Source organism: Mesorhizobium sp. M0768 (assembly GCF_040320195.1).
GTDB lineage: Bacteria > Pseudomonadota > Alphaproteobacteria > Rhizobiales > Rhizobiaceae > Mesorhizobium.
This window is the reverse complement of sequence record NZ_JAMYPD010000005.1, coordinates 1-25,495: the sequence shown is the minus strand read 5'-3', so window position 1 is coordinate 25,495 and position 25,495 is coordinate 1. Positions and strand designations below refer to the sequence as shown.

29 protein-coding genes are annotated in these 25,495 nt (G+C 63.4%); 15 read left to right on the top strand and 14 right to left on the bottom strand.

Features of this window, described 5'->3' with window-relative positions:
- The first annotated feature begins 30 nt into the window (after positions 1 to 30).
- From NKI08_RS08945 to NKI08_RS08925, 5 genes are all read left to right on the top strand, one after another.
- Complete coding sequence (locus NKI08_RS08945) at positions 31 to 990, top strand: ABC transporter permease (protein ID WP_352502985.1); 960 nt, start codon at positions 31 to 33, stop codon at positions 988 to 990.
- Positions 990 to 1,829: an ABC transporter permease gene (locus NKI08_RS08940; protein ID WP_352502984.1), complete on the top strand. Its 840-nt coding sequence runs from the start codon at positions 990 to 992 to the stop codon at positions 1,827 to 1,829. The genes NKI08_RS08945 and NKI08_RS08940 overlap by 1 nt, the downstream gene beginning before the upstream one ends.
- Positions 1,826 to 3,574, top strand: a complete 1,749-nt coding sequence (locus NKI08_RS08935) for an ABC transporter ATP-binding protein (RefSeq protein WP_352502983.1) — start codon at positions 1,826 to 1,828, stop codon at positions 3,572 to 3,574. The genes NKI08_RS08940 and NKI08_RS08935 overlap by 4 nt, the downstream gene beginning before the upstream one ends.
- A gap of 68 nt (positions 3,575 to 3,642) precedes the next feature.
- Positions 3,643 to 4,644: a serine hydrolase domain-containing protein gene (locus NKI08_RS08930; RefSeq protein WP_352502982.1), complete on the top strand. Its 1,002-nt coding sequence runs from the start codon at positions 3,643 to 3,645 to the stop codon at positions 4,642 to 4,644.
- Between the two features lie 5 nt (positions 4,645 to 4,649).
- Positions 4,650 to 5,780, top strand: a complete 1,131-nt coding sequence (locus tag NKI08_RS08925) for an anhydro-N-acetylmuramic acid kinase (RefSeq protein ID WP_352768498.1) — start codon at positions 4,650 to 4,652, stop codon at positions 5,778 to 5,780.
- Here the strand turns inward: NKI08_RS08925 and NKI08_RS08920 are convergent.
- On the bottom strand, positions 5,777 to 6,208 hold the full coding sequence (locus NKI08_RS08920; RefSeq protein ID WP_352502980.1) for a GNAT family N-acetyltransferase: 432 nt from the start codon (positions 6,206 to 6,208) through the stop codon (positions 5,777 to 5,779). The two genes, NKI08_RS08925 and NKI08_RS08920, sit on opposite strands and share 4 nt — an antisense overlap.
- Positions 6,209 to 6,257: 49 nt before the next feature.
- Entirely contained in the window at positions 6,258 to 7,433 is a 1,176-nt protein-coding gene (locus NKI08_RS08915; RefSeq protein ID WP_352542250.1) for an MFS transporter, read from the bottom strand.
- Positions 7,434 to 7,481: 48 nt separating this feature from the next.
- Here NKI08_RS08915 and NKI08_RS08910 point away from each other — a divergent pair, with 48 nt between their 5' ends.
- Positions 7,482 to 8,021, top strand: a complete 540-nt coding sequence (locus NKI08_RS08910) for an Lrp/AsnC family transcriptional regulator (RefSeq protein WP_352452390.1) — start codon at positions 7,482 to 7,484, stop codon at positions 8,019 to 8,021.
- Positions 8,022 to 8,223: 202 nt separating this feature from the next.
- Positions 8,224 to 8,487 (top strand): sigma-70 region 4 domain-containing protein, encoded by a 264-nt coding sequence (locus tag NKI08_RS08905; protein WP_352503014.1) that lies wholly within the window; start codon positions 8,224 to 8,226, stop codon positions 8,485 to 8,487.
- On the opposite strand, the gene NKI08_RS08900 is transcribed toward NKI08_RS08905, so the two are convergent.
- The 6 genes from NKI08_RS08900 to NKI08_RS08875 are packed head-to-tail and all read right to left on the bottom strand — an operon-like array spanning position 8,481 to position 12,860.
- Positions 8,481 to 9,740: an ABC transporter substrate-binding protein gene (locus NKI08_RS08900; protein WP_352472226.1), complete on the bottom strand. Its 1,260-nt coding sequence runs from the start codon at positions 9,738 to 9,740 to the stop codon at positions 8,481 to 8,483. The genes NKI08_RS08905 and NKI08_RS08900 overlap by 7 nt on opposite strands.
- Before the next feature lie 48 nt (positions 9,741 to 9,788).
- Positions 9,789 to 10,217 (bottom strand): DUF4440 domain-containing protein, encoded by a 429-nt coding sequence (locus tag NKI08_RS08895; RefSeq protein ID WP_352472224.1) that lies wholly within the window; start codon positions 10,215 to 10,217, stop codon positions 9,789 to 9,791.
- 8 nt (positions 10,218 to 10,225) lie between these two features.
- Positions 10,226 to 11,281: an aldo/keto reductase gene (locus tag NKI08_RS08890; protein WP_352502977.1), complete on the bottom strand. Its 1,056-nt coding sequence runs from the start codon at positions 11,279 to 11,281 to the stop codon at positions 10,226 to 10,228.
- The gene (locus NKI08_RS08885) at positions 11,278 to 11,637 is read right to left on the bottom strand and encodes a TIGR04076 family protein (protein ID WP_352472221.1); all 360 of its coding nucleotides are present in this window, start codon (positions 11,635 to 11,637) and stop codon (positions 11,278 to 11,280) included. The genes NKI08_RS08890 and NKI08_RS08885 overlap by 4 nt, the downstream gene beginning before the upstream one ends.
- Complete coding sequence (locus NKI08_RS08880; protein ID WP_352452384.1) at positions 11,638 to 12,126, bottom strand: DUF3830 family protein; 489 nt, start codon at positions 12,124 to 12,126, stop codon at positions 11,638 to 11,640. It abuts the gene before it with no gap.
- Positions 12,123 to 12,860, bottom strand: coding sequence for a GntR family transcriptional regulator (locus tag NKI08_RS08875; protein WP_352502975.1), 738 nt, complete (start codon positions 12,858 to 12,860; stop codon positions 12,123 to 12,125). Before NKI08_RS08875 ends, NKI08_RS08880 begins: the two co-directional genes overlap by 4 nt.
- A gap of 125 nt (positions 12,861 to 12,985) precedes the next feature.
- Between NKI08_RS08875 and NKI08_RS08870 the strand changes: the two genes are divergently transcribed.
- The 6 genes from NKI08_RS08870 (at position 12,986) to NKI08_RS08845 (ending at position 17,920) form a co-directional block, all read left to right on the top strand.
- Positions 12,986 to 13,783 carry an ABC transporter ATP-binding protein gene (locus NKI08_RS08870; protein WP_352502974.1) on the top strand — a complete coding sequence of 266 codons (798 nt, stop codon included), beginning with the start codon at positions 12,986 to 12,988 and terminating at the stop codon, positions 13,781 to 13,783.
- Positions 13,780 to 14,529: an ABC transporter ATP-binding protein gene (locus NKI08_RS08865; RefSeq protein ID WP_352472217.1), complete on the top strand. Its 750-nt coding sequence runs from the start codon at positions 13,780 to 13,782 to the stop codon at positions 14,527 to 14,529. Before NKI08_RS08870 ends, NKI08_RS08865 begins: the two co-directional genes overlap by 4 nt.
- Positions 14,526 to 15,434 (top strand): branched-chain amino acid ABC transporter permease, encoded by a 909-nt coding sequence (locus tag NKI08_RS08860; protein ID WP_352768489.1) that lies wholly within the window; start codon positions 14,526 to 14,528, stop codon positions 15,432 to 15,434. The genes NKI08_RS08865 and NKI08_RS08860 overlap by 4 nt, the downstream gene beginning before the upstream one ends.
- Positions 15,431 to 16,408: a branched-chain amino acid ABC transporter permease gene (locus NKI08_RS08855; protein WP_352768774.1), complete on the top strand. Its 978-nt coding sequence runs from the start codon at positions 15,431 to 15,433 to the stop codon at positions 16,406 to 16,408. The genes NKI08_RS08860 and NKI08_RS08855 overlap by 4 nt, the downstream gene beginning before the upstream one ends.
- Complete coding sequence (locus NKI08_RS08850; protein WP_352768487.1) at positions 16,405 to 17,697, top strand: NAD(P)/FAD-dependent oxidoreductase; 1,293 nt, start codon at positions 16,405 to 16,407, stop codon at positions 17,695 to 17,697. The genes NKI08_RS08855 and NKI08_RS08850 overlap by 4 nt, the downstream gene beginning before the upstream one ends.
- A gap of 76 nt (positions 17,698 to 17,773) precedes the next feature.
- Positions 17,774 to 17,920, top strand: coding sequence for a hypothetical protein (locus NKI08_RS08845; RefSeq protein WP_352452379.1), 147 nt, complete (start codon positions 17,774 to 17,776; stop codon positions 17,918 to 17,920).
- A 51-nt stretch (positions 17,921 to 17,971) separates the two neighbouring features.
- On the opposite strand, the gene NKI08_RS08840 is transcribed toward NKI08_RS08845, so the two are convergent.
- From NKI08_RS08840 to NKI08_RS08815, 6 genes are all read right to left on the bottom strand, one after another.
- A complete protein-coding gene (locus NKI08_RS08840; RefSeq protein WP_352472212.1) occupies positions 17,972 to 18,808 on the bottom strand; it encodes a GNAT family N-acetyltransferase in 837 nt (278 codons plus the stop codon).
- A 5-nt stretch (positions 18,809 to 18,813) separates the two neighbouring features.
- A complete protein-coding gene (locus NKI08_RS08835) occupies positions 18,814 to 19,554 on the bottom strand; it encodes an aspartate/glutamate racemase family protein (protein WP_352472211.1) in 741 nt (246 codons plus the stop codon).
- A gap of 2 nt (positions 19,555 to 19,556) precedes the next feature.
- Entirely contained in the window at positions 19,557 to 20,375 is an 819-nt protein-coding gene (locus tag NKI08_RS08830) for an ABC transporter permease (RefSeq protein WP_352451583.1), read from the bottom strand.
- Between the two features lie 4 nt (positions 20,376 to 20,379).
- Complete coding sequence (locus tag NKI08_RS08825) at positions 20,380 to 21,291, bottom strand: ABC transporter permease (RefSeq protein ID WP_352768482.1); 912 nt, start codon at positions 21,289 to 21,291, stop codon at positions 20,380 to 20,382.
- A 197-nt stretch (positions 21,292 to 21,488) separates the two neighbouring features.
- Positions 21,489 to 22,778: an ABC transporter substrate-binding protein gene (locus tag NKI08_RS08820; protein WP_352472208.1), complete on the bottom strand. Its 1,290-nt coding sequence runs from the start codon at positions 22,776 to 22,778 to the stop codon at positions 21,489 to 21,491.
- A gap of 36 nt (positions 22,779 to 22,814) precedes the next feature.
- On the bottom strand, positions 22,815 to 23,903 hold the full coding sequence (locus NKI08_RS08815) for an ABC transporter ATP-binding protein (RefSeq protein WP_352472207.1): 1,089 nt from the start codon (positions 23,901 to 23,903) through the stop codon (positions 22,815 to 22,817).
- A 258-nt stretch (positions 23,904 to 24,161) separates the two neighbouring features.
- On the opposite strand from NKI08_RS08815, the gene NKI08_RS08810 reads away from it, so the two are divergent.
- Entirely contained in the window at positions 24,162 to 24,875 is a 714-nt protein-coding gene (locus NKI08_RS08810; protein ID WP_023676076.1) for a GntR family transcriptional regulator, read from the top strand.
- Positions 24,876 to 25,223: 348 nt separating this feature from the next.
- Positions 25,224 to 25,481 (top strand): hypothetical protein, encoded by a 258-nt coding sequence (locus NKI08_RS08805; RefSeq protein ID WP_352768478.1) that lies wholly within the window; start codon positions 25,224 to 25,226, stop codon positions 25,479 to 25,481.
- Positions 25,482 to 25,495 lie beyond the last annotated feature (14 nt).

The following is a 25,495-nucleotide window of genomic DNA, read 5'->3' as shown; positions in this document are numbered from 1 at the left end:
TTTGATGCCGGACGAGAGGATATTCTTCGCGTGAACTATCTGATGCGGCGACTGGCGACCTTCCCTCTCGTCCTGCTTGGCGTGTCCATCGTGGTGTTCCTGGCGATCAGGATGGTTCCGGGCGATTCGATCACGGCAATGCTGGGGACCGAAGCCGGCCTGCTGACGCCGCAGCAGCGCGATGCACTTGCAGCTTATTTCGGCATCGACCAGCCCTGGTTCATCCAATACTGGCGCTGGCTGCTTGGTCTTTTCCAAGGTAATCTCGGCATTTCGTCCACCTATGGCAGGCCGGTGCTCGACGTCATCCTCGAGCGTTTCCCGCTAACGCTGGAACTCGCCTTGCTGTCGATGATCATCGCCCTGGTTGTCGGCATGCCGGCCGGGATTTTTGCCGCCACCCATAATGAAAAGCTATCCGACCTCGGCGTGCGCGTTGTCGCAATGATCGGGCAGTCGACGCCGAACTTCGTCCTTGCCCTGCTGATCATCTACACGCTGTCGGCGGGGTTTGGCGTTTTGCCGGCGATGGGCGAGTTTTCGCCGCTGTGGCAGGATCCGCTGCGCAATCTCGGCCAGCTGTTGCTGCCTGCGGTCACGCTTGGATTTGCCTTCGCGGCTTCGGTGACCCGCATATCGCGTTCGGCGATGCTCGATGTGCTCAGCGACGACTATGTCAGGACGGCGCGCAGCAAGGGCGTTTCGGCGCGCGGCGTCATCTGGCGGCATGCTTTGCCCAACGCGCTCATCCCGGTCGTGACGCTGAGCGGCATAGAGTTCGGCTACCTCCTGGGCGGAGCTGTCATCGTCGAGCAGATCTATGCGCTGCCCGGTCTCGGCCGCATGGTGCTGGATGCCATCCTGCAGCGCGACTACGCGCTGGTGCAGGGAAGCGTGCTATTCATCGCCTTCAACTTCATGATCGTCAATCTCCTCGTCGACCTCGCCTATGTCGCGCTCGACCCGCGTATCCGGCTAAGCGAGCACTGATGGCGACATTGCGGGCTATATTTGCGCATCCCAGCGGCCGGATCGGCGGTGCCATCGTTGCGCTTTATCTGCTGCTTGCCGTGCTTGGCATGCTGGGGCTGACGCCGCACAATCCGTTGACGCAGCACCGGGTCGAGCGACTGCATGCGCCTGACGGCATCTACTGGATGGGCACGGACCTGTTCGGCCGCGATGTCGCAAGTCGGCTGATGACCGGGATCGACCAGTCCTTCATCGTGGCCTTCTTTTCGGTCGCCTTTGCGACACTGGCCGGCACCGTGCTCGGGCTGGCGGCAGCCTGGTTCGGGCGCCGCTGGGACGGCATGGTGATGCGCATCATGGACGTTGTGCTGGCGTTCCCGGCGATCCTGCTGGCGCTGCTGATCGTCGCGGTTGCGGGACCGGGAACCTCGACCAGCGTCATTGCCATCGCCGTCGTCTACACACCGATCTTCACGCGCGTCGTGCGAGGTCCGGCTCTGTCGCTCAAGGCGCGCGAGTTCGTCGACGCGGCCCGCACGTTCGGCAGCAGTGCGGGCTATATCGTAACACGGCATCTGCTGCTCAATCTGGTGGCGCCACTGACGGTTCAGGTGACGCTGGCGCTGGCCTGGGCACTGCTGACCGAAGCCGGCTTAAGCTTCCTCGGGCTCGGCACGCAGCCGCCCGCGGCGTCGCTCGGCCTGATGCTGAGCGACAGCCGCAATCTGATGGAGACAGCTCCCTGGCTGATGATCTTCCCGGGCGTGGCGATCATGATCGGCATCCTCGGTTTCAACCTGCTCGGCGATGCGTTGCGCGATGTCCTCGACCCGAAGATGCGGAGATCGATCGCATGATCCCGCTGCTGTCCGTCAGCGGATTGCGCGTCGGCTTCGGTCGCAACCCGCAAGCCAATGAGGTCGTGCGCGGCGTCAGCTTCGATCTCGCCGACGGCGAAACGCTGGCCATCGTCGGCGAAAGCGGCTCGGGCAAGTCGGTCACGGCGCTGTCGATCAATCGCCTCGTCGATTATGGCGGCGGCCGCATCACCGGCGGGTCGATCAAGCTGAGGCGGGCCGACGGCAGCACCTTCGACCTGACAGCCGCAGCCGAGCCGCAATTGACGAAGATCCGCGGCGGCGAAATCGGCATGATCTTCCAGGAGCCGATGACCTCGCTCAATCCGGTGCTGACCATCGGCAGGCAGATCGAGGAATCGTTTCGCCTGCATCGCGGCCTGACCGGCCGGCGAGCGACGGCGGCGGCCAAGGACGCGCTCGACCGCGTGCGTATTCCCGACGCTGCACGGCGGCTGAAATACACGCCCAACCAGCTTTCGGGCGGCATGCTGCAGCGGGTGATGATCGCCATGGCGATTGCGTGCAACCCGCGCCTGCTCATTGCCGACGAGCCAACGACGGCGCTGGATGTTACGGTGCAGGCGCAGATCATGGCGCTGCTCGCCGAGTTGAAGCAGGAAACCGGGATGTCGATGATCTTCATCACCCACGACATCGGTCTGGTTGCAGGCATCGCCGACAAGGTGATGGTGATGCAAGGCGGAGAAGCTGTCGAGCAGGGCGCATTGAACCAGATATTGGACGATCCGCGGCATCCCTATACGCGGCATCTGCTTCATGCGGTGCCGCATTTCGCCGGCGGCAGTGCCGCACGCAAGGACGTGCAACGCGAAACGCAAAAAGCTGCCGAGCCGGCGCTGAAGGTCGATGGCCTCGTAGTGCGGTTTCCGGTCAAGGCTGGGTTTTTCAGCCGTACCAGCGGTGCCGTCCATGCCGTGGACGGTGTGGATTTCGAGCTAATGCCGGGCGAGACATTGGCGGTCGTCGGCGAGAGCGGTTCCGGAAAGTCCACCACCGCCCGCGCGATTCTGGGGCTGGTGCGCTCGACGCGCGGCACGATCTCGGCCAGCGCGCGCAAGCCCGTCACCGGGCAGAGCGCCCTTCCCATGCAGATGGTGTTCCAGAATCCCTATGGCTCGCTCAATCCCAGACTCACCATCCAAAGCATCCTCGCAGAGCCTGTGATCGCTACCGGCGGACGGATAACTGCTGAAACGCGGGCGAAAATGGCCGCGCTGCTGAAACGCGTCGGCCTTCCGGAAAACAGCCTGCAGCGCTATCCGCACGAATTCTCCGGCGGCCAGCGGCAACGCCTGTGCATCGCTCGCGCGCTGATGCTCAATCCTTCGGTTGTCGTCCTCGACGAAGCGGTTTCGGCGCTCGATGTGTCGGTGCAGGCCAGGGTGTTGGAGCTTTTGATCGAGCTGCAGCGTGAATTCGGGCTGGCCTATCTGTTCATCTCGCATGACATGGCTGTCGTCGAGCGGATCGCCCATCGCATCGCGGTCATCTATGCCGGCCAGATCGTCGAGATCGGCGATGCCAGATCGGTGCTCTCGGAGCCGAAGCACTCCTATACCAAACAGCTTATCGCGGCCGTTCCTACTATAGACCGGCGGCATGAACGTTTCGAGCTGGACACGCGCCAGGTCCCCTCGCTCGTGCGTCCGCTGGGGTTTGAGCCGGGGCCGGCCAATTGGCAGCAATTCGGGCCGGATCATAGGGCACGGGTGGAAGCGTGATGATTGTCGCTCGAAAGCATGCAGAGTCAGACGGACAGCCCCTCGCTGCCTTCCAAACGGAGGCGTAGTTGATCGACCATGATTTCTTCTCCCGCGCATTCGCCCCGCTCGAAGCGGCCGTGGCCGCATCGCGCATTCCGGGCTGCGTGCTCGGCATAGTTGACGGGGACGGCGAACGCATCGTCCGGGCAATCGGCTCAGCCCAAGTCGTGCCCAAGATACGGCCGATGCATGTCGGGACATGGTTCGACCTGGCCTCCCTGACCAAAGTCATCTTCACCACGTCGCGTATCCTGGCACTGGCGGAAGAAGGCGTCATCGACCTCGACGCGCCGCTGATTTCCGTCCTGTCCGACCTTCGCCAATATGACGAAAAAGCCTGGGAACGGAACGTAACGTTTCGCCAGTGTCTCGGCCATCAGACACCGTTTCCCGCCGTCGCGCCGATCTACACCTATGGCCACGATCCGGACCTGCTGCGCGCCTTCATCCTGCAGCGCGAATGGCAGGCTGGCGAGCCGGTCTATTCTGATATCAACTTCATCCTGCTCGGCTTCGTCCTAGAGCGCCTGTCTGGCAAGACCATTCGCGAGATGGATCCCGGTCCGGGCTTCGCGTTCTCCGCCGAACCAGATCAAGCGGCGGCGACCGAAGACTGCACATGGCGTCATCGCGTGCTCTGCGGCGAAGTCCACGACGACAATTGCTCGGCCTTGCAAGGTGCCGGTCACGCCGGCCTGTTCGGAACGGCGGCTTCGGTCCTCGACTTTGCGCAAGGGCTGCTGGACGGGACCGGCGCGTCGCAGCGTTCGATCGCGCTAATGCGCACGCCCTTGTCGGCAACCCGCACCCATGGCTGGGAGCGACCCTACGAAGGCTGGTCCGGCGGCCGGTTATGCAGCCCCGAAACCATCGGGCATACCGGCTTTACCGGTGTCGGGCTGTGGGTCGACTTCGACAAAGGCAGAGCCTGGACCTTGCTCACCAACCGGATCCATCCGACACGTCATTTCAACAGCGGGATCGTAGCGCTTCGCCAAGCGGTCGGCGATCTCGTCAACGGAGCCTGACAACCATGAATCCGAAAAATGGCGAACCCATGTGGGCCGTCGGCCTGATGACCGGCACCGTGCTGGACGGCAATATCGATGTCGCGCTGATCAAGACCGACGGCGAACGGATTGACGACTTCGGCATCTACACGCTTGCCCCCTACCCGCAGTCGATCCGGACCTTGCTGGAAGAGACGCTGCGGCAGGCAAGGAGCTGGAATTTCACAGGGCCGGAACCGGCAATCTTCGACGAGGCAGAGGAAGCGCTGACGCGCGCCCAGTCCGCGGCAGTCAAGGATCTGGTCGAAAGCCACGGGCTGACGATGGCCGATATAGGGGTCGTCGGCTTCCACGGCCAGACCGTGCTGCACCGTGCCCCGCAAGTGGGCCGACTGGGCCAGACCCGCCAGCTTGGCGACGGCGAGCTGATGCATGCCATCCTTGGCACCAGGGTCGCCTATGACTTCCGCTCGGCCGACATGCGCGCCGGCGGCCAGGGCGCGCCGCTGTCGGCCGCCTATCACGCCGCGCTGCTGCGCGAAGCCGACGCCACCGGCGACACGGCGGTGCTCAATCTCGGCGGCGTCGCCAACATCACCTGGTGGGATGGCACGGACAATGTTGTTGCCTTCGACACCGGGCCCGCCAACGCACCGCTGAACGATTTCATCAAATCGAAGGGGCTCGGCGAAATGGACCGCGACGGCGCCCTTGCCCGCGCCGGCACGGTCGACGAAGCGCGGCTGGCCAAGCTCCTGCAGCATCCGTATTTGACCAAACCCTACCCGAAATCGCTGGACCGTTTCGATTTCGGCGCCTCAATGGCGGACGGAATGAACGCCGAGGACGGCGCAGCCCTGCTGACGGCCTTCACCGCGGCCGCCGTCGGCAAGGGGCTCGATCTTCTGCCGCGCCGGCCGAAGCGGCTGGTGGTCAGCGGTGGCGGTCGACACAACCCAACGATCATGGCCATGCTTGCCAGCCGCGCTGGCGTCGAAGCGGTTCCGGCCGAGGCGCTTGGCTGGAAGGGCGATGCGGTGGAGGCGGAGTGTTTTGCGTTCCTGGCAGTGCGCGTGCTCAGGGGCTTGCCGATCAGCTTCCCCAGTACGACCGGCGTGCCAAAGCCGATGTGCGGCGGACGCCTTGCCGGCTAGTCAGGCTTCAGCCTCTTCTGCAGGAAGATGCGGCTGCGGCCGACGGGAAAATCGGCAAGCACGCCGAAGGGCTGATAGCCCTGGCGCTCATAGGCCTTGGCGGCCTTGGGATTGAACGTGTCGATCCAGGCGCCGCGACAGTCGCGCGCGATCGCCTCCCTCTCGGCCGCCTCGAGCATCCTGCCGGCCATGCGGTGACCGCGCAGTTTTTCATTGACCCAGAGCCATTGCACATAGAGCCAGCCCCAGGCGGTGTATCCCGAGATGCCGGCGACAATAGCGCCGTGCTCATCGCGCACGAACACGGCCAATGCCTTCCTGCAGGAGGCGCCGACATCACTGTCGTTGAACGCCGCAAGCCGCTCTCCGAGAAAAGCCAGCTCGTGCGGCAAGGGGTCGGCGGTTGTCTCAAGCGTTGTATTGTCCATCCACCAAGCATCTATCGAAGGACGGGACCGAGACGCAAGCCTTGCTGTGCTATAGCTTCGGCGAACGCCACGCCGCTGCCGCAGCAGCGATTAGCATGAGCAAGGCTGCAACCACCGCCGATGCCGCAAAACCGAACGTGGAATAGAGCGGTCCGAACGCCGTGGTGCCGACGAACACCGCAAGATAGGTCACCGCGCTGTTCAAACCCATGATCGTGCCGCGGCGCGCAGGGTCGAGCGCCGACAGGCGCATCACCAGCACGTTCAGCCCGAAATGATTGGCAAGGCCCCAGACGGCTATCACCGCTATGGTCAGATGAAAACTACTGCTTGCCGCGGCAATCGCGACATAGACGACCGCGACGAGCAGGTAGGCAAACGGCATGACACGCCGCGCACCCAGGCGATCGATAACGCCGTCAAGGAGCGCCGCCGCGCCAAAGCCGACACCATAGGCGAGCGCGGCCAGCCCGTTCGCGCTGACCGGCCGTCCCAAGCCGTTGTGAAGGTGATCGCCAAGATAGCCGTAGATGCCGTAGAACGCGGTCATGAAGGCGGCGCAGGCGACCAGCAGCGGCACTATGCCCGGAACGGCCAACGCACCCAGCGGCGTCGGTGCCGGACCGCTCTTCCTGACATCGCTCAGCGACGTCAGCGCCAGGCTTGCCAATGCGAGTGCTGCGAGCACCGCGACCGCCGCGAAAACGGCGCGCCAATGCACCAGATCGGCAAGTACGGCCGACAGCGAAACGCCGGCGACCATGCTCAGCGTCCAGCCGGTCAGCACGACGCCTATGGTGCCGCTTTCACGACCGGGCGGCGCAATCGCGGCGGAGCTGGCATAGATTGCCGGCATGGCGACACCTGCAGCGATGCCGGCGAGAAGCTGGGCCGCGACCAGCGTCGTCACGGTCGGCGCAGCGGCGCTGGCGACGAGCGCTATCGCCAGCAGCAGCAACGCCCCTTGCAGCATGCGACGGGCGCCAAGCCGATCGATATAGCGCGCCAGGAACAAGGCGCTCGCCGACGTACCGAGCCCGAACGCGGCGGACGCGATCATAACCGCCGGCACGCTTGTGCCGAAGGACGCGGCCACCGCCGGTGCGATCGGACCGAGCACCAGCGAGTTCGAGCCGATCACGGCAATGCATCCGGTGAGGAGGTAAGCGAGGGCCGGGATAGGCGGCCTTGCTGTAAATGTTGCGACTTGATCAGTGTTCGACATATGGCAATAATGGCCGTATTAAATTCTGCATCAATCGGGAATTTTAATATGGATGAAGAAACAGATGGCATTCCGCAGAACAGGCCCGCCGCCCGCGATATCGATGCAACCGACCGAAAAATATTAGGCGTTCTGGTCGACGACGCCACGATCAGCTATGCCGAGCTCGGCGACCGCGTCGGCCTTTCACCGCCGGCAGCCCATGAACGCGTCAAGCGCCTCCGGCGCAGCGGCGCCATCCGCAACACCGCGGTCATCATCGATCCCAAGGCGGTGCACAAGCCGCTGCTTGCCTTCGTCCATATCGACACAAAGGGGTGGGGAAAGACGCCGGAGCTGATGGCAATCTCCGAACACCCCGAAGTCGAGGAGATCCATTCGGTGGCCGGCGACACATGCATGCTGATCAAGGTCCGCACCGAGGACACGCGGGCGCTCGAGGGCCTGCTGTCGCGCCTCTACGAAACACCCGGCGTCACCTCGACCCGAAGCTATGTGGTCCTGTCGACCTATCTCGAGCGGCCGGTGCAGCCGGGGATAACGACGGAATGGCCGACCCCCCGGCACATGGCCAAGCCGCTTTATTAGCTCAAACGGTCCTCACGCGTATCCAAAGTCGAACCGGAAACGTCTCAGGCAAGCATCCTGTGGTCATCCGTCGGGCCGGTTCGTTTGCGCCGGTTCTTGGATCCGACTGGATGCCTGTTGCGCAACCGGAGACACGCGATGAGAAAATTGATCGTGGGCAGCTTCATTTCGCTGGACGGCGGGCCAGGGCGCGGATCGCGCCATCGAGCGGCTGGTGATCCATCTGCCGCCCAAGGAGCGCGCCTGCGTCCTGCTCAAGGATGTCTTCGACTATTCGCTGGAAGAGATTGCCGATCTCGTCGGCTCGACCGTGGGTGGTGTCAAAGCTGCGTTGAACCGAGGCCGCTCTGGGCTGGTGCGGTGGTCGTTTCCAGGCCGGCCTGACCAGCAACAGGACATGCAAGTGTCCGGCATCAACCTCAATGGAATGGGATCGATGCCGGACAAGACATGGGCGGCTTACTGAAGCTTCGCCTGCAGGGCGTTGACGTCATCCGTCGTCATTTCGCCGTCGGTCGTCACCTTGCCGTCGACGATCTTCCAGAGGCGGAACGGGCCGGTGATGTCGCCGTATTTGTCGAAGGCGACCGGGCCGATGACGCCTTCGTAGCGGATCGGCTTGCCATCCTTGATCAGGCCGAGCGCCTTGGCGAACTCATCCTTGCCGGCATAGATCGGCGTGCCGGCCGGGTCGACCGCCTTGTACATCGCCTCCTTGATCTTGGCCGGATCCTCGGAGCCCGCAATGGCGATGGCCAGGCCGACGATGGCGCCGGCATCATACGACCGGTCGGCCGCCGGGTTCGACGGTTCGATGCCCGAAAATTCCTTATAGTTCTTGGTGAAATACTCGGTCGATGCGGTCGGGCTGGTGCCGGAGGAAGTGCCGTACGCATCCTTCAGATAATCCGCGCCAACGGATTCGATGAAGTCCGGGCTGTTCATGCCGTCATTGAGCAGGAATTTCTGGACACCGCCCTGCGAAATCCAAGTGCGGGCGATGGTTGCGCCGTCGACAGGCGTGCTGACGAGATAAAGCCCGTCGGGCTCGCCGGCCATCGCCGCCGTCACTTCCGAGGCATAGCTCGACTGCTTTTCATTGTAGGGCGTGTCGGAGACGATGGTGCCGCCGAGTGCCTTATAGGCGCGCGAAAATTCCGCCACCATGTTGACGCCGAAGTCGTTGTTGACGTGGATGACCGCCAGCTTCTTGAAGCCTTTGTCGATGGCATATTTGGCGGCGGCGACGCCCTGCAGCGCATCAGATGTGATGGTGCGGAAGAAGATGCCGTTGGTCTTGCCGTCGCGCCCGAGCGCCGTCAGCGTCGGCGACGAGGAAGCAGGCGACACCTGGACTATCTTGGCCGGAGCGGTGACCGAGGTCAGGATCGGGATCGACACCGAGGAGATGATGCCGCCGATGATCACTGGCACCTTCTTGACCTGCACGAGCTGCGTCGCGGCGTCGACCGCAATGTTGCCCTGGCTCTGGCTGTCGCGCGTGTCGGTTGCGAGATCGCAGCCGCGGACGCCACCCGCATCGTTGATGTCGCGGAAGGCCATCTCGACCGATTTGGCGCCGGCCTGGCCGTACTCGCCGGCCGGGCCTGTCAGTTCCATGACGAGGCCGACGGTGATCTTGCAATCGGCGGCTTGCGCTGCGCCGGCCGCTGTCAGCAGTGCGAGCGCGGTGGTGATCTGAAGTATGGTCTTTTTCATTGTTGTTCCCCTTTCGTTACACGACTCTCATTGATGTCTTGAGCCTGTTCAGCCTTCCGGCATCTGCAGCCAGGTTTCATGCAGATGTCGCCATTCGACGCCGTTGGGCGCCGATGAACTGGTGGTGAAAACGGCACTTGAGCGGCGGCGGCTATGTTTGCCGGCGCGCTGCTGCGCTTCGATGTAGCTGACGACGATCGTGTCGCCTTGTTGCCAGCCGGCCCGGATTTCCTCGATCGAGATGGTGAAATTGCCGTCACAAGTGGCGCGGCTTGCCCTGACATGGTCGAGCACCGCGTCACGATCGAGGACCTGGCCATCCGGCACAACCATGCGGAAGCCTTCGCCCATGACGCGTTCGAAGCGCCTGAAATCTGAATTGTCCGCACTCGCCGCATTGAACCAGTCGACGAAGAAGCGGTGGAGATCGACCACCTCGGCGCTGGCGCGGGAAAGCAAGGAGGGCTTTTCGTCCATGGCCGCGTTCATTTCCTGCCTGCATTCAAATTGTAATGCATGATCGAGCCGTGGCGGCCGTGACGGTCGCGTTCCAAAGTGTAGACGTCGCCCAGCGGCCCACGGCTTTGCGCGATCACGGCAGCGATCCTCGCCCAGTCGTCGGCATCGAGCGCGACGTCCATGATTCTGGCATTGGCAAGGGCGTGCGCCTGGTTGCGAGCGCCGACGATGACGGCCGCCACTTGCGGCTGCTCCAGCACCCAGGCGCTGGCGATGGTGGCGATATCGACGCCGTGGCGGTCGGCGACGGCCTTCAGTGTGCGAAGCAACTCCTGGAAAAGCTCCCAGCCACCAAAGTCGTCAATGATCAGCTTGTATTTGACCAGCGATCGGTTTTCGAGCGGCGTCTGCGGCTCGGCAGCGCCAAGCCATTTTTCGCTGAGGAAGCCGCCCGCCACCGAACCGTAGCAGAGGAAACTGACGCCGTGCCGGCTGGCGAGCGCTGCAAGGCTGTTGGCTGGCCGCTGGTCGAGCACCGAGTATTGCAATTGCTGGCTGACCAGCGGCACACCGGCGGCCAGGATCTCGGCCAACCGCGGCGTGTCGAAGTTCGTGGTGCCGATGTTGCGCACCTTGCCTTCCCCGCGGATTTCGTTGAGCCAGCCCATCGCTTCGACATAGCCGGGCAGCGCATAGTCCCACCAGTGGAACTGCACGAGATCGAGCCGCTCGGTCTTCAGCCGCCGCAGCGACTGCTCGACGATGCTGCTGATGTAGTCGCGGCTGATCGTGGAAAGCCGTTCGAGGTCAGGCACTAGCTTGGTGTGCACCTTCATCTTGGCGGCAGCATCAAGGCCACGCTCATTGGCAAGGCGCAGGCGTGCCGCGCCGATCAGCTCCTCGACACCGGTATAGATATCGGCGCAATCATAGGTCCTGATGCCGGCGTCGAAGGTGGCGATCAGGTCGGTTACCGCCTGTTGGCGGTCGATCGCGCCGTGCCCGCCGGCAAGCTGCCAGCCGCCGCGAATAACGCGCGAGATCGTATAGCCGGGGCTGAGCTCGAAAGCCTTGGCGGTCATCTCCGGTCATTCTCCTTCGGCAGCGGCACCGCCGTCGTTTCGGCATGGCTGAACCGCCGCTTGCCGGTCCTGACGATCCTCAGCCGGCTGGCACAATTGGGATCCGGACAAGCGATCTCGGCGTCCGACGTCATCCAGTCGTTCCTGTGGGTCGGGCGCTGCTTTGCGGCCAGAAGCGGCAACACTGCCGCAATGGAATAGATCGAGAAACCTTGCCCCGCTGGCATCGACAGCATCTCGCCCTTCAACTCGAAATAGTCGCCGGGCTTGGCGCCGCAATAGATCGGCTTGCCCTCGGGGATAACCGCCTCGACGCGAAGGTCGAAGAGCTCAAAACTGTCGTCGGTCTCAGCCATTCAGATCTCCACCCGGGTGAAGGTGATGTCGCAGGCACCGTTGCGGCGGATCACGCCACAAGCAGCTGCGAATTTGTCGCGATCCTCAGGCACCACCTGCGCGACGACGCTTCCGGCAAGCCAGCCGATCGGGAACAGCAGGCGTGCACCCGCTCCGTAGAACAGGCCGACGTCAAAGATGGCATTCGGGTTGCCGCCCCACATGCGCGGCGGCACGTAGGACAACACGATGTCGCCCGGCTGCGGCGTCAGCGTTGCGTTCTCCGCCGGCAAGGGCCTGGCATAGGTTTGGCCCTCAAGTTCGGCTGATGGAACCGGGCAGGAGATTTCCGGCCCCGTCCACATAGCATGGATGCCGGAAACGACGCGCGGCTGCTCGAGATACGCCAGCAGGAAGGCGGCGTTGTCGGGCGCCTTTTCAGGCAACAGAAGCGCGGTCACGGAAAGCTTCGAGCGTGGCTCGGTGATGCTGATGCCAGGCGCCGTCATGCCCTCAATCCTTCCTTGCTTGTGGATTGGAGCTTGTCGCGCAGAAAGGCGAAGGGCCGGCTGATATCGGCCACCAGCGCCTCGCGCGCCGCTTGCGCATCCTGCCTCGCAAGCGCTGCGACGATGCTGCGGTGGTAGTGGGCCGTATCGACCTCGCCGGCGTCGGAGAAGGCGTAGATGGCAACGCGGATGCAAGGCCCGGATTGCAACCACAGGCTCTCGATCATCGGGATCAGCACGGCGGAACCGCAGCAACGGTAGATCTCGAAGTGGAAGCTCTGGTTGAGCGTGGCCTCGCGGTCGATATCCTTCTTGTGCTTCAGCGCCCGCATCTCGTCCCATTCGCCGAGCATGGCCTCGACCGAAGCAATCTGGCGCGCGTTCATGCGCGTGGCGGCCAGGGCGATCGCTTCGCCCTCGATCAGGGAGCGGGCCCGCAAGAGGTCGTCGATGCGCTCCAGCGTGATCGGCGGCACGCGCACCGAACGGTTGGGAAGCGCCTCCAGCGCCTTCTCGGTGATCAGCCGTCCGAGCGCCTCGCGCACCGGCATGGTGCTTGTGACCAGCGCGTCGGCGAGGCCGCGGATGGTTAGCACCTGGCTCGGCTCGAAAAGGCCGCCGATCAAGGCGCGGCGCAGCTCCGAATAGACGCGATCCTGCACGGTCTCGCGGCCGACCGGCGTAAGCTGGGCTGCGATCACCTCATTGTTCTTTTCGATGGCGGCCTTCTGCATGGGCAATCCCGGTCTTGGCCGTTTTCGGCTTGCGGAAGAAATTAAAGCCGAATAGCGTGATCAAAGCAAGTGTGATCACAAATCAAATCATAGGCGGCGAAGATCGCTTTCGGCCTGAGGGATTCATGGGCGACACGACGGAACGGCAGGAGGAGATCCGCACGCCGGTTCTGACGGCCAGGAACGTCGTCAAGCGCTTCGGCGGCCTCGTCGCGGTCAACAATGTCTCGTTTGACGTCCGGCCGGGTGAAATACTCGGCCTCATCGGCCCGAACGGCGCCGGCAAGACCACGATGTTCGACCTGCTCGCCGGCAGCATTCTGCCGACCAGCGGCGAAATCCTCCTCAATGGCGTATCGGTGTCGGGGGAAGCAGCCCATCGCCGCATCGGCCGCGGCCTTGGCCGCACGTTCCAGATCCCCCGGCCCTTGCCTAACCTGACGCTGATCGAAAACGTCATGCTGGCCGCGCAAGGACAGACTGGAGAAAAACTGCTCGCCAATTTCCTGACGCCCCGGCGAGTCGCTGCCGAAGAAAGGGCTGCCGAGACAAGAGCCGTCGAACTGCTCGAGCTCGTCACGATCGCTCACCTCGCGCACGAACCTGCGCGCGTGCTTTCAGGCGGCCAGCGCAAGCTGCTCGAGTTGGCCCGCGTGATGATGGCCGACCCGGCGATCATCCTGCTCGACGAGCCGGCGGCCGGGGTCAACGCAACCCTGCTCGAGATCATTATCGATCGCATCCGCGACATCAATGCGCGCGGCATCACCTTCCTGCTGATCGAGCACAATATCGAAATGGTGACGCGGCTTTGCCACCGCGTCCTGGTCATGGCAAGCGGCCAGCTTCTGTGCGAAGGCACCCCGGAGGAGGTGGCGCGCGACCCGCGCGTCATCGAGGCCTACCTCGGAGGCACGGCATGAGCCAAAAGGTACTCGATGTCCGCGATCTCGAAGCCGGCTACGAGCCTGGCGTTCCGATCGTGCGCGGCGCTTCGATCACCGTCGACCAGGGCGAGATCGTCGTCGTTCTCGGTCCCAACGGCGCCGGCAAGTCGAGCCTTATCAAGGCCATCGCCGGCCTTGTCCCGATCACCGGCGGCACGGTGCTGCTGGACGGCAAGGATATCACGGCGTCGCCCGCTCACATCATGGTCCGCCGTGGCCTTGCCTTCGTGCCACAGACAGAGAACATCTTCCCGCTGATGTCGGTCGAGGACAATCTCAGGGTCGCCTGCGGCATCCTGAGGCCGCGCGAGGTCCCAGCCCGCATCGAGGAGATGTATGCGGCCTTTCCCGATCTCGCCCGTCAGCGCAGAACGGCCGCGGGCAATCTGTCGGGTGGACAGCGGCAGATGCTGGGCGTCGCCCGGGCGTTGATTGTCCATCCCAAGGTGCTGGTGCTCGACGAGCCGTCGGCCGGCCTGTCGCCGAAATTCGTGGCGATGGTGTTCGAGATGCTGGCCGGCATCCGAAAGTCCGGCGTCACCATCCTGCTGGTCGAACAGAACGCCAAGGCAGCGCTTGCCATTGGAGACCGCGCCTATGTGCTGGTTGAGGGCAAGGAGCGGCACCAAGGCGTCGCCTCCGAGCTCTGGAGCGACCCGGTCGTGGCTGAACTCTATCTTGGCCAGCGCCGCCTCGATCTTGGACAAGGAAGCGCGGCATGAACCTGCAATTCGTCGTCGACGGACTGCTGGCAGGCTCGATGATCGGCCTCGGCGCCATCGGCGTGACACTCACCTATTCGATCCTGCGCTTCTCGAACTTCGCCCATGGCGACTTCATGGCCTGGGGCGCCTATGCGACGCTCGCCGTGGTTGGCGCCATTGGCGCGATTTTCGGCAAGATCGCGCCGATCGCGCCCCTCTCATTCGGTTGGCCGCTGATCGTCGCGCTCATCATCGGCATGGCGGCCACCGGCCTGCTGGGGCTGGTGCTCGACATGGTGCTGTTCGCGCGGCTGCGGGCCAAGGGCCAGGCGATCATCGTGGTGATGGCCAGCTTCGGCGCCTCGATCGCGCTGAGAAGCCTGCTCGAATTCATCTTCACCTCGCGTCCGACCTATTTCAGCCGGGCGATCCAGATCGCCATGCCGATAGGTTTCGGCATCCGCATCACCCCGGACCAGATCGCGCTGCTGCTGCTGACCGCCGTGCTGGTGCTCGGCGTGCATCTCCTGATGACGCGGACCCAGACCGGCCGCTCGATGCAGGCATTGAGTCAGAACGCGGCACTTGCCCGCATCGTCGGCATCGACGTCGCCAGGGTGGTGCGCGTCACCTGGATCATCGGCGGCGCGCTGGCCTGCGTCGCCGGCGTCATGATCGGCATTCTCATCCAGATCCGCCCGTTCATGGGTTTCGAGATGCTGCTGCCGATGTTCGCGGCCGCCATCCTCGGCGGCATCGGCAGCGTGCCTGGCGCCGTTCTCGGCGGCCTGATCATCGGCATGGCCGAAGCGGCTGCCGTGCATTTGATCGGCGCCGAATGGCGGGCAGCCGCCTCGTTCATCATCCTGATGGCGGTGCTGTTCGTGCGGCCCATCGGCCTTTTCGGAGTGAGGGAACGCTGATGGATCTGCTCGGCTACGGCGCCTTCTTCCTGACCACCGCGCTGATCTTTTCGCTCATCACGCTCGGGCTCAATCTGCAATGGGGGCTGACCGGGCTTTTCAATGTCGGGGTCGCCGGCTTCGTTGCCATCGGCGCCTACACCTCGGCGCTGCTGACCACGCCCGACGATGCCGCGCGCCTGGGCGGCTTCGACCTGCCGATCCTTATCGGCTGGCTTGGCGCCATGCTGTTGGGCGGCGTCACCGCCGCCATCACCGGCATTGCCACGCTACGCCTGAGATCGGACTATCTGGCGATCACTACTTTCGGCGTCGCCGTCGTCGTGCAACTGGTAGCGCTCAATGCCCAGAAGCTGACCGGCGGGCCGTTCGGCATCGGCTTTATTCCGCGTCCGTTCGGCGGTCTTGCCGAAACGCCGTTGCTGTTCAACCTTTCGAACCTTGCAATCGTCTCGGTGGTGACGCTGATCGTCTATCTCGCGCTGGAGCATCTGTCGCGCAGCCCGTGGGGGCGCGTGTTGAAGGCGCTTCGCGAGGATGAGCGGGCCGCGATATCCCTAGGCAAAAGCGCACGGTTCTACCGCGTCCAGGCCTTTGCCGTCGGTGGCGCCATCATGGGGCTTGCCGGTGCGCTGCAGGCGCATTTCACCGGCTTCATCGCCCCGGACAATTATTTGCCGGCGCTGACTTTCCAGGTCTGGGTGATGCTGATCGTCGGTGGCTCGGGCAGCAACATCGGCGCCGTCATCGGCAGCATCCTGGTCTGGGCGATATGGGCCGGATCGGGAGCCCTGACCAGTATGTTGTTCTCGCCGGAACAGCAGGCCCGCGCCGCTTCGCTGCAGATCGTCGCCATCGGCGTGATGCTGTGCGTCATCCTTCTGGTCAGGCCGAACGGCCTGTTTGGCGACAGGCCGCGGCGTCCAAGGTTCGGCAAACGTCGACGCGTGGCCCCGAGCGAGAGCGGCTCATGAACGGCGTGACCGGGCCGCACGGCGTTTCCCTTTGGCATGCCGTCAGCCGCAGTCGCCGCGACCGGCCCACCCTCGAAGGCGCACTCGATGTCGATCTGGCAATTGTCGGCGGCGGTTTTTTAGGCCTTTCCACCGCGCTGCACAGTGCCGAGAAAGGCAACTCGGTTGCCGTCCTCGAGGCGGAAATCATCGCCTGGGGGGCAACCGGCAGGAATGCCGGCTTCGTCGTGCCGAATTTCGCGAAAAGAGACCCCGACAATATCATTGCCCAGCTCGGCCCCGAACGCGGTGAACGCCTTGTCGATTTCGCCGCCGGCAGCGCCGACCTCGTCTTCGACCTGATCAGGCGGCATGCCATCGAATGCGATTCTGTCCAGAGCGGCTGGATACAACCAGCCCATTCACCGGCCGCTTTGCAAAAGACCAGATCGCGCGCCGAACAATGGGCAAGGCGCGGAAGGCCGGCTGTTGCGCTGGACGGACAGGCGGTCGAAGAGCTGACCGGCGTTCGCGGTTATCTCGGCGGCTGGATCGACAGATCGGGTGGCGTCCTCAATCCGGTCGAATATGCGCGCGGATTGGCCGACGCGGCGGAAAAGGCCGGAGCGCGCATCTTCGAGAATACGCGTGTCGCGTCGATCGATCACATAGGCGATGGTTGGGCTTTGAAGACGGCTGCCGGTTCGGTGCGTGCCGAAAAAGTGCTGGTCGCCACCAATGCCTATGGCGGGTCGCTGAACCGCACGCTTGAGCGAACCTACATCCCGCTGAAAATCTTCCAGATCGCGACAGCGCCGCTGCCGCGCGAAATACGCACTCGCCTGCTTCCTGGCGGGCAAGGCGTCGGCGACACAAGACGCAATCTCTTCACCTTCCGCTTCGACGGCGAAAACAGGCTGATCACCGGCGGCATGCATGTTTTTGGCCCCGGTGCCGACACGCGGGTGCCGCGGGCGATCTGGCGGCGGCTTGCCGGGCATCTCGATCTCCCGGACATCCCGCCGCTTGAATACAGCTGGTCGGGGATGGCTGCCGTCGAGCCCGACTTCCTGCCGCACCTCGGCGATCTCGGCCCCGGGCTGATCGCCGGCTTGGCGTGCAACGGACGCGGCATCGCCATGACCACTGCGATGGGCAAGGTGCTTGCGGATTGGGCTGATGGAACAAAACCTCAGGATTTGCCGCTGCCGTTTGCGCCGCCGTCGCCGATCCCGTTCCATAGCCTGATGCGGCATGCACCAAACATGGTGCTCCCCTGGAGCATGCTGCGCGACCGGCTGGATGGCTGATCGACGTGCGTCTCCGGCCGCCGTCCTGATACCCGAACTGCTAGACTCGCCCACATCATGTTGTTAACGACAGCGGATGAAGCAGAACTATCTTTATCTCATCATCGGCGCTTTGGCCGTCGCCGTTATTGCGTTGGGGATTTACGTTTATCGCGAGGAGACTAGGCCGAAAGGCGTGGAACTTCGCATCGACGATTCCGGCATTTCAGTTCAGGAAAAATAGACCGCGTAGTCCTGTTGCCCGACTTTGCACTGGAAGTCGGCTTGTACCGCCTCACCCCAACTCCAACGTCGTTATCGCAAAAATTCCGGACTGCATGAGCTGCGGCGCCTTTCCCTTGTACATCCGAGCCGTCTCGAAGCCCTGTTGAAGGCCTGCGGACGACAGCAAGTCTGCAAATTGCCGGCTGGTTTCGGGAACGTCGAGATGGACGTTTCCGGGACCGGACATGTGCGCGAGCGCGGCGAAGAGATGGCTTGCCGCGTCCAGGCTGTCGGCAAAGAGCGGGCCGATCTTGCAGCCGTCCCGGCATTGGCGCGCGACGCCGTATCCCGCAATGGCGCCGTGCTTGAGGATCGCAAGCGCCATGTGCGGCGGGCGCAGCCAGTGTTCCAGGAAGGATCGCCTCGGACCGGGAAAGAAGCGGCGGTCATAGTCCAGTATGTCCGGCACGAGTTCCGGCCCTATGGCGCGAATGTCGTTGCCGACGGCTGCCGGGACATTCGGTGACCCCATGAACCGGATCGTCCGGTAGGCCGGTGCAAAACCCATGCTGCGGTAGTTGGCCTGCTGTTCGACAACGCCGTCGAGGCCGATCGTGCGCTTGCCGAGCCGCGCTATGCCGGCATCCCAGACCGCCTTGCCATGACCTTGGGCACGCCTGTCCGGCCGGCAGATGTAGAGGCCGATGAAGCCGAAACCATCGCCATAGGCGACGGCCGAAATGCCGGCCGCCATCTCGCCATCGATAAAGGCGCCGATGAAGCCCTGCGGGTCGGCTGCCTGAAACAGCGCGGCATCGTTAAGGCCGGGATTCCAGCCTTCCGCCGCCGCCCAATCGACAAGGGTTTGCACTTCTTCACGTGCGAGCGTTCGGATCGTTCGGGGCATTGCGATCACTCGGCGGCGCCAGGCGCGAAGGATTTCAACGCGCCATGATAAGACTTTGCCAACGGGCTTGCATAGGCGCCGCGCTTGGATGTCGTCAGGCCAAGGGCGATCAATGCCTCGGCCTGTTTCACGGCAGCGCCCACGCCGTCGATGACCGGAAGCCCGAATTCCCGCTGCAGCGCCGCCGCCAGATCGGCCATGCCGGCACAGCCGAGCACGATCGCCTCGGCGCGATCCTCGTCGATGGCGCGCGCAATCTCGCTGCGCAGCCTGAGCAGTGCGTCGGACGCCGGATCTTCGAGGGCAAGAACCGGGATGTCGGCGGCGCGCACGCGTGCCCGCCCCGCCATGCCATAGCGTTGCACCAGGCCTTCGACCGGCACGCGCGAACGTCCGGTGGTGGTGACGACGGTGAAGCGCTGGGCGATGAACGAGGCCGTGCTGAGCGATGCCTCGCAAATGCCGATGACCGGAATGTTGGCCATGGCGCGCGCGGCATCGAGGCCGGTGTCGTCGAAACAGGCAATGATCGCGGCTTGCGCGCCGGAGCGTTCGCCGGCGGCGATCTCGACCAGCAGGCCGGGCACGGCAAGTGCTTCATCGTAATAGCCTTCGATCGATACAGGTCCCATCGACGAGGTGACGGCAACGATCTTCGTCGATTGAGCAGCGACCGATCGGGCTGCCGCCGCGATAGTGTCGGTCATGCTGGCGGTGGTGTTTGGATTGACGACGAGGATCTGCACTGTCAGGCACGCTCGCGGCGGCGGCCGACATAGACGATTGCGCCGAGCGTCAGCAGGATCACCAGGAAGGAAAACACGGTCGTCACGGTGCCCAGCGCATAGAGCACCGGCGTCGTGACATTCGTCGTCATGCCGTAGATTTCGAGCGGCAACGTGTTGAACGTGCCCGAGGTCATCAGCGTGCGGGCGAACTCGTCATATGACAGAGTGAAGCCGAACAGGCCGACGCCGATCAGGCTGGGCGCGATCATCGGCAGCACGACATGGGCAAAGGTCTGCCACGACGATGCTCCGAGATCGCGCGCGGCTTCCTCATAGGCTGGCGAGAACCGGTTGAAGACAGCAAACATAATCAGCACGCCGAAAGGCAAGGTCCAGGTCAGATGGGCGCCGAAAGCGGAGGTGTACCAGGCGGGGCGGAAGCCGATCTGCTGGAAGACGACGCCGATGCCGAGACTGATGATGATCGACGGCACGACCAGGCTGGCGACGGCCAGATAGAACAGTGCGGTTGCGCCGCGAAATTTCTGCCGGAAGGCCAGGCCGGCGAGCAGCGACACGGCGACAGTGACGACCATCACCATCAGGCCAAGGACGAGCGAGCGTTTGAAGCTGCCGCCGAAGTCGCCGACCGCCTGGCGCTCGAACAAATTGGCGAACCAGTGCAGCGACACGCCGTTCAGCGGAAATGTCAGACCGCCGTTCTCGCCCTGGAAAGAGAGGATCAGGATCGCCGAAAGCGGGCCGTAGAGGAACAACACGAAAAGACCGAAGAACGCCGCCAACACATAGAATTCGAGGGTGCGCTTGTCCTGGCTCATCGCCTCACAGCTCCTTGCGGATGTCGACGATGCGCCGGATGCCCGCGACCATCAGCAGCACCAGCACCAAGAGCACGACGGCGTTGGCGGCAGCTGCCGGATATTGCAGCAGCGACATCTGGTTCTTCATCATCAGCGCGACGGAGGCGCTCTGCCCGCCGGACATCACCTGCACCGTCGAGAAGTCGGCCATCACCAGGGTGACGACGAAAATGGTGCCGATCGCCATGCCGGGCTTGGCGAGCGGAATGACGACGTTCCACAGAACCTGCCAGCCGGAAGCACCGGCGTCGCGCGCGGCTTCTATCAACGACTTGTCGATGCGCATCAGCGTGTTGAAGATCGGCGTCACCATGAACAGCGTATAGAGATGCACCATGGCCAGCACCACGGCGAATTCGGAATAGAGCAGCCATTCGATCGGCTTCGGGATCAGCCCCATTTGCACCAGCGTCGAGTTGACCAGGCCATTGCGGCCAAGCACCGGAATCCACGAGATCATGCGGATGATGTTAGAGGTCAGGAACGGCACCGTGCAGACAAGGAACAGCACCATCTGCATGGCCGTGGTCCTGATATGGAAGGCAAGGAAATAGGCGACCCAGAAACCGATGAACAGCGTCAGCGCCCAGACGATGGCGGCGTATTTCAGCGTATTCAGGTAGGTTTTCCAGGTGACCCAGGAGCCGAGCGTGTCGGAATAATTGGTGGTCAGGAAATCCGGATACATCGCCGCGAAATCGTAATCCCAGAATGAGACCACGGCGATCATCAGAATTGGCAGCAGGAGGAACGCGCCGAGGATCAGCGCCAGCGGTGCCGCCTGGAGATAGGGTGCGACTCCGGCAAAGGAGCGCCTACGTCTGGCAGGCCTTGCAGACGTAACGTGCGTGGATTGTTCGAGCGCTACTGCCATCTATATCTCGGTCGAAGTCGGCGATGCGACTGAGGGGTGTGCCCTTCTCCCCCTGTGGGAGAAGGTGGCCGAGCGAAGCTCGATCGGATGAGGGGTGTTCCAGCTTGGCACCAACAGTGCTCCGTCCAGCACCCCTCAACCGTCTTGGCGCTGCGCGCCAATCTGCCTTCTCCCACAAGGGGAGAAGGCAGAGGGCATCAAGCAGCGATGAACTCGTTCCAGCGCTTCACCATGTAGCGGTCCTCGTCCATGACCGAGTTCCAGCAGGCGACCTTGCCCATGCGCTCTTCGAACGAGCCGCCGTCACGCACGGCGCCAGCCTTTTCCATGACCTTGCCGTCCGGCGACAGGATATCGCCCTTTGCCGGCTTGCCTTCGATCCAGTAGCCCCACTCGTCCTCGGACATGAACTTCTTGGCCGACACCATGTTGGCCGAGTAATAGCCCTGACGGTTGAGATAGCCGCCAACCCAGCCGGACGTGTACCAGTTGATGTATTCATAGGCGGCATCGAGTTCGGCGCCGGAGAGATGGGCTGCCAGGCCAAGCCCGCCACCCCAGGACCGGTAGCCTTCCTTGAGCGGCTGGAACCGGCACGCGATGCCCTTGGAGCGGACCGCGGCCACGGCCGGCGACCACATCGACTGGATTACGACTTCGCCTGAAGCCATCAGGTTGACGCTCTCGTCGAAGGATTTCCAGAAGGCGCGGAACTGGCCGGCTTGCTTGGCCTTGATCAGGAAGTCGATCGTCTTGTCGATCTCCTCCTTGGTCATGTTGCCCTTGTCGGCGTATTTGATGTTGCCCGTTGCCTCCATGATCATCGCCGCATCCATGATGCCGATCGACGGGATGTTGAGGATGGCGGTCTTGCCCTTGAAGGCCGGATCCATGATGTCGGCCCAGGTGGTGATATCGCGGCCGACGAGGTCGGGGCGGATGCCGAGCGTATCGGCATTGTAGATCGTCGGCACCATGGTGAACCAGTTGGTCGGCGCCTTGGCGAAGACCTTGCTGTCCTGCGCCTCGACGTAACCGACGGTATGCGGCGCGGTGCCCTGGGCAATGACGCTGTCCGGCGTCAGCTTGCCGGTTTTGAACAGCGGCACCAGCTCGTCGTAATATTTCAGCTTGCTGACATCCATCGGCTGCAGGACGCCTGTCGGGAACACCTTCTTGCAGATCCAGTATTCGATGTCGGCGATGTCGTAGCTGTCGGGCTGCGTCACAGCGCGCTGCGCGGCGGCGTCGGAATCGGTTGCTGTCATCTCCAGCGTGATGCCGAGGTCGGCCTTGCACTTGTCGGCGATTGCATTGAGGTTGGATACGCCGGTGCCGAACTGGCGCAGCGTGATGTTCGATTGCGCCCAGATGGTCGGAAAGCCTGATATGGCGCCGGAACCGGCGGCGAAACCGACGGCGGCGGCACCTGTCTTGAGCAGCGAACGTCGCGATATTCCAGTCTTCTTGTCGGTGGTGTTGGTCATGTTCAGTTCCCCTGTTTTGGTTGGTTATGCTGGATTTCAGGAATCGAGACGGCCAAGGACGATCGCGTCCTCGGCGTCCCAGGCGATCGGCACTGCGTCGCCGACGGCAACCGGCCTGGCGAAGAAGCTGGTGTCGTCGACGATCACCGTGAAATCCTCGATGCCGGCGCCATTGACTGAGAGCTTCACGGTCGAACCGCGGTACTCGACGTTTGCAATAATGCCGGTGAAGCCGAGCCCGGCTGCCGGCGGCTCGCCGATGCGCACGTGGTCGGTGCGAATGGCGATGTCGATGGGTTCCCCGGTCTCCCTGCCCTGCCCGCTGGCGGCGAGCGTGACGCCGCCGGGCACATCGAAAACGACCATGCCGTCGCGACTGCCGGCGACGCGCCCGGAGATGACATTGTGGTCGCCCATGAAACGAGCGACGAAGGCCGTGGCCGGCCGCTCGAACACCGTGCGAGGGTGCGCCGCCTGCTCGATACGGCCGTCGTTCATCACCACGATCAGGTCGGCCAGCGCCATCGCCTCTTCCTGGCTGTGGGTGACGTGGACGAAAGTGATGCCGAGCGACGTCTGCAGCTTCTTCAGTTCGGCTCGCATGCGGATCTTCAGGAAAGGATCGAGCGCCGAAAGCGGTTCGTCGAGCAACAGCGCCTCGGGATCGGTGATCAAGGCGCGCGCAAGGGCAACGCGCTGCTGCTGCCCGCCGGAAAGCTGCGCCGGGCGGCGGCTGGCATAGGCCTCCATCTGCATCAGCTTCAGCATGTCGAGCGCCTTGGCGCGGCGCTCCTCCTTGCCGACGCCTTTCATCTTCAGGCTGAAGGCGACGTTGTCGATCAGGTCGAGATGCGGAAACAGTGCGTAGGACTGGAACATCATGGCAGTGCCGCGCCTGGCCGGCGGCAGGTCGGTGACCACTGTGTTGCCGAGACGCACGTCGCCACTCGATATGCTCTCGTGCCCGGCGATCATGCGCAGCGTCGAGGTCTTGCCACAGCCGGACGGACCGAGCAGGCAGCAATAGGTTCCGGCAGGGATTTTCAGGCTGATGCCTTCGACGGCAGTCGTCGCGCCATAGACTTTCGAAACGGACACAATGTCGATTTCGGCGGCTTTGGACATCCAGCTTCCCCTTTGGTCGGATTAGCCAAAGCATCATGCGTGCCAGTTGCGCACCGCCGCACCAACTGACTGAATCCTCGAAGAAATCAGGGCCGCCTCTATGTAGCTGCCGATACGTCGGCCTTGTGCAATGCACAAATTATAGGCGATTGCCGCCGATCTCCGCAAAGATCGTATGCAATCTTTTTCATCTCTGTATTCACTTTGTCTCTCGTCCAAGCGATGCGATTCAGGGTAGAAGAAGGCAGGACCACTGCCATGAACATTGCCGACCAGACCTTCCCTGCTATCGAGGCCGCCAACGAGGATCGCGCGCAGGCGATCCGCGACCAGTTGCGCGACGCGATCGTCGATCGCCGGCTGGCGCCGGGAACAAAGCTTTCCGAAGGCGAAGTCGGCACGCTGTTCGATGTCAGCCGCACCGTGGCGCGTGCCGCACTGCAGATGCTTTCCTTCGAGGGATTGGTGCGCACCGAGCGCAATCGCGGCGCCTTCGTCGCCAATCCGTCGCCGGAGGAAGCGCGGCAGGTTTTTGCTTCGCGCCGGCTCATCGAACCAGGCATCGCGATCGCCGCCGCCGGACGGATGACGCCGGCGCATGTCGCCGCGTTCAAGGCCCAGCTCGACGAAGAAGGCCGTTTCATCGCCGAACGCGGACCGAACGCCAGGCGATCGGAGATCAAGGCGTCGGGGGATTTTCACCTGCTTCTGGCGTCGGTCGCGGGAAACGTCATCCTGCAGCGCTTCATGGAGGAATTGGTCGCTCGTTCATCGCTGGTGATCGCACTCTATGGCCGCTCGGGCATCTCGAGCTGCGGCCACAACGAACACACGCAGATCCTCGAGGCGCTGGAAAATGGCAATGCCGAACGCGCCAGCGCGCTGATGCTGCACCACATCGACCATATCGAGGCCGACCTCGATTTGCGCGTCAGGAGCGGCCCGGCACTCAGGCAGGCGCTCGAGTTCTGAAAATTTGCCGTTCGCGGCAACCTCGCCATGCCCATAATCACCTTTGCCCGACAAGCGCTTGCCTTGCGAAGCGCGCGCGGCCGCACGCCTTCCCCCAAAGCGCAAGATACGGCCGGCGGTTGAGGTGCCGTACACGATACGTAAGTGCACCCGCTCAATGATTGCGTCGAGATAAGCGTCACATGCTCGGGGCCGCATGTAGACGCATCGAGGTATCGAGCCGGGGATGTCGCAATGCGCAAGGGCCTTGCCGCGGTGCTTATGGATTTCGTCAGAGCTCGTCGGTCGCGGCGAAGCTGCGCCTCGCTGGACCTTTCGTTTGGCCGGATTATCTCCGGAATGACAGCGGTGTCTTTCATCTTGCTGCCGACGGTGGGCTTCACCAGCGATCACATCTCCGCCTGGCGCCTGGGCGCCCGTATCGTCGCCGTCGGGCTGCCGGGCGTGGCCGGCGTGCGCGAGGTGGGGCGTTTTCATAATGGCGGACCGATACCGGGAAATCCGGAATTCCTGCTGACCACGCGCGAAGGACGTGTGCTCGATCCGCTTAGGGTTCTGGTCGCGGTAGGCAGCAATTTCGGCGCGCCACCGGGCGTATCGTATTAAAACCAGGCCCGAAG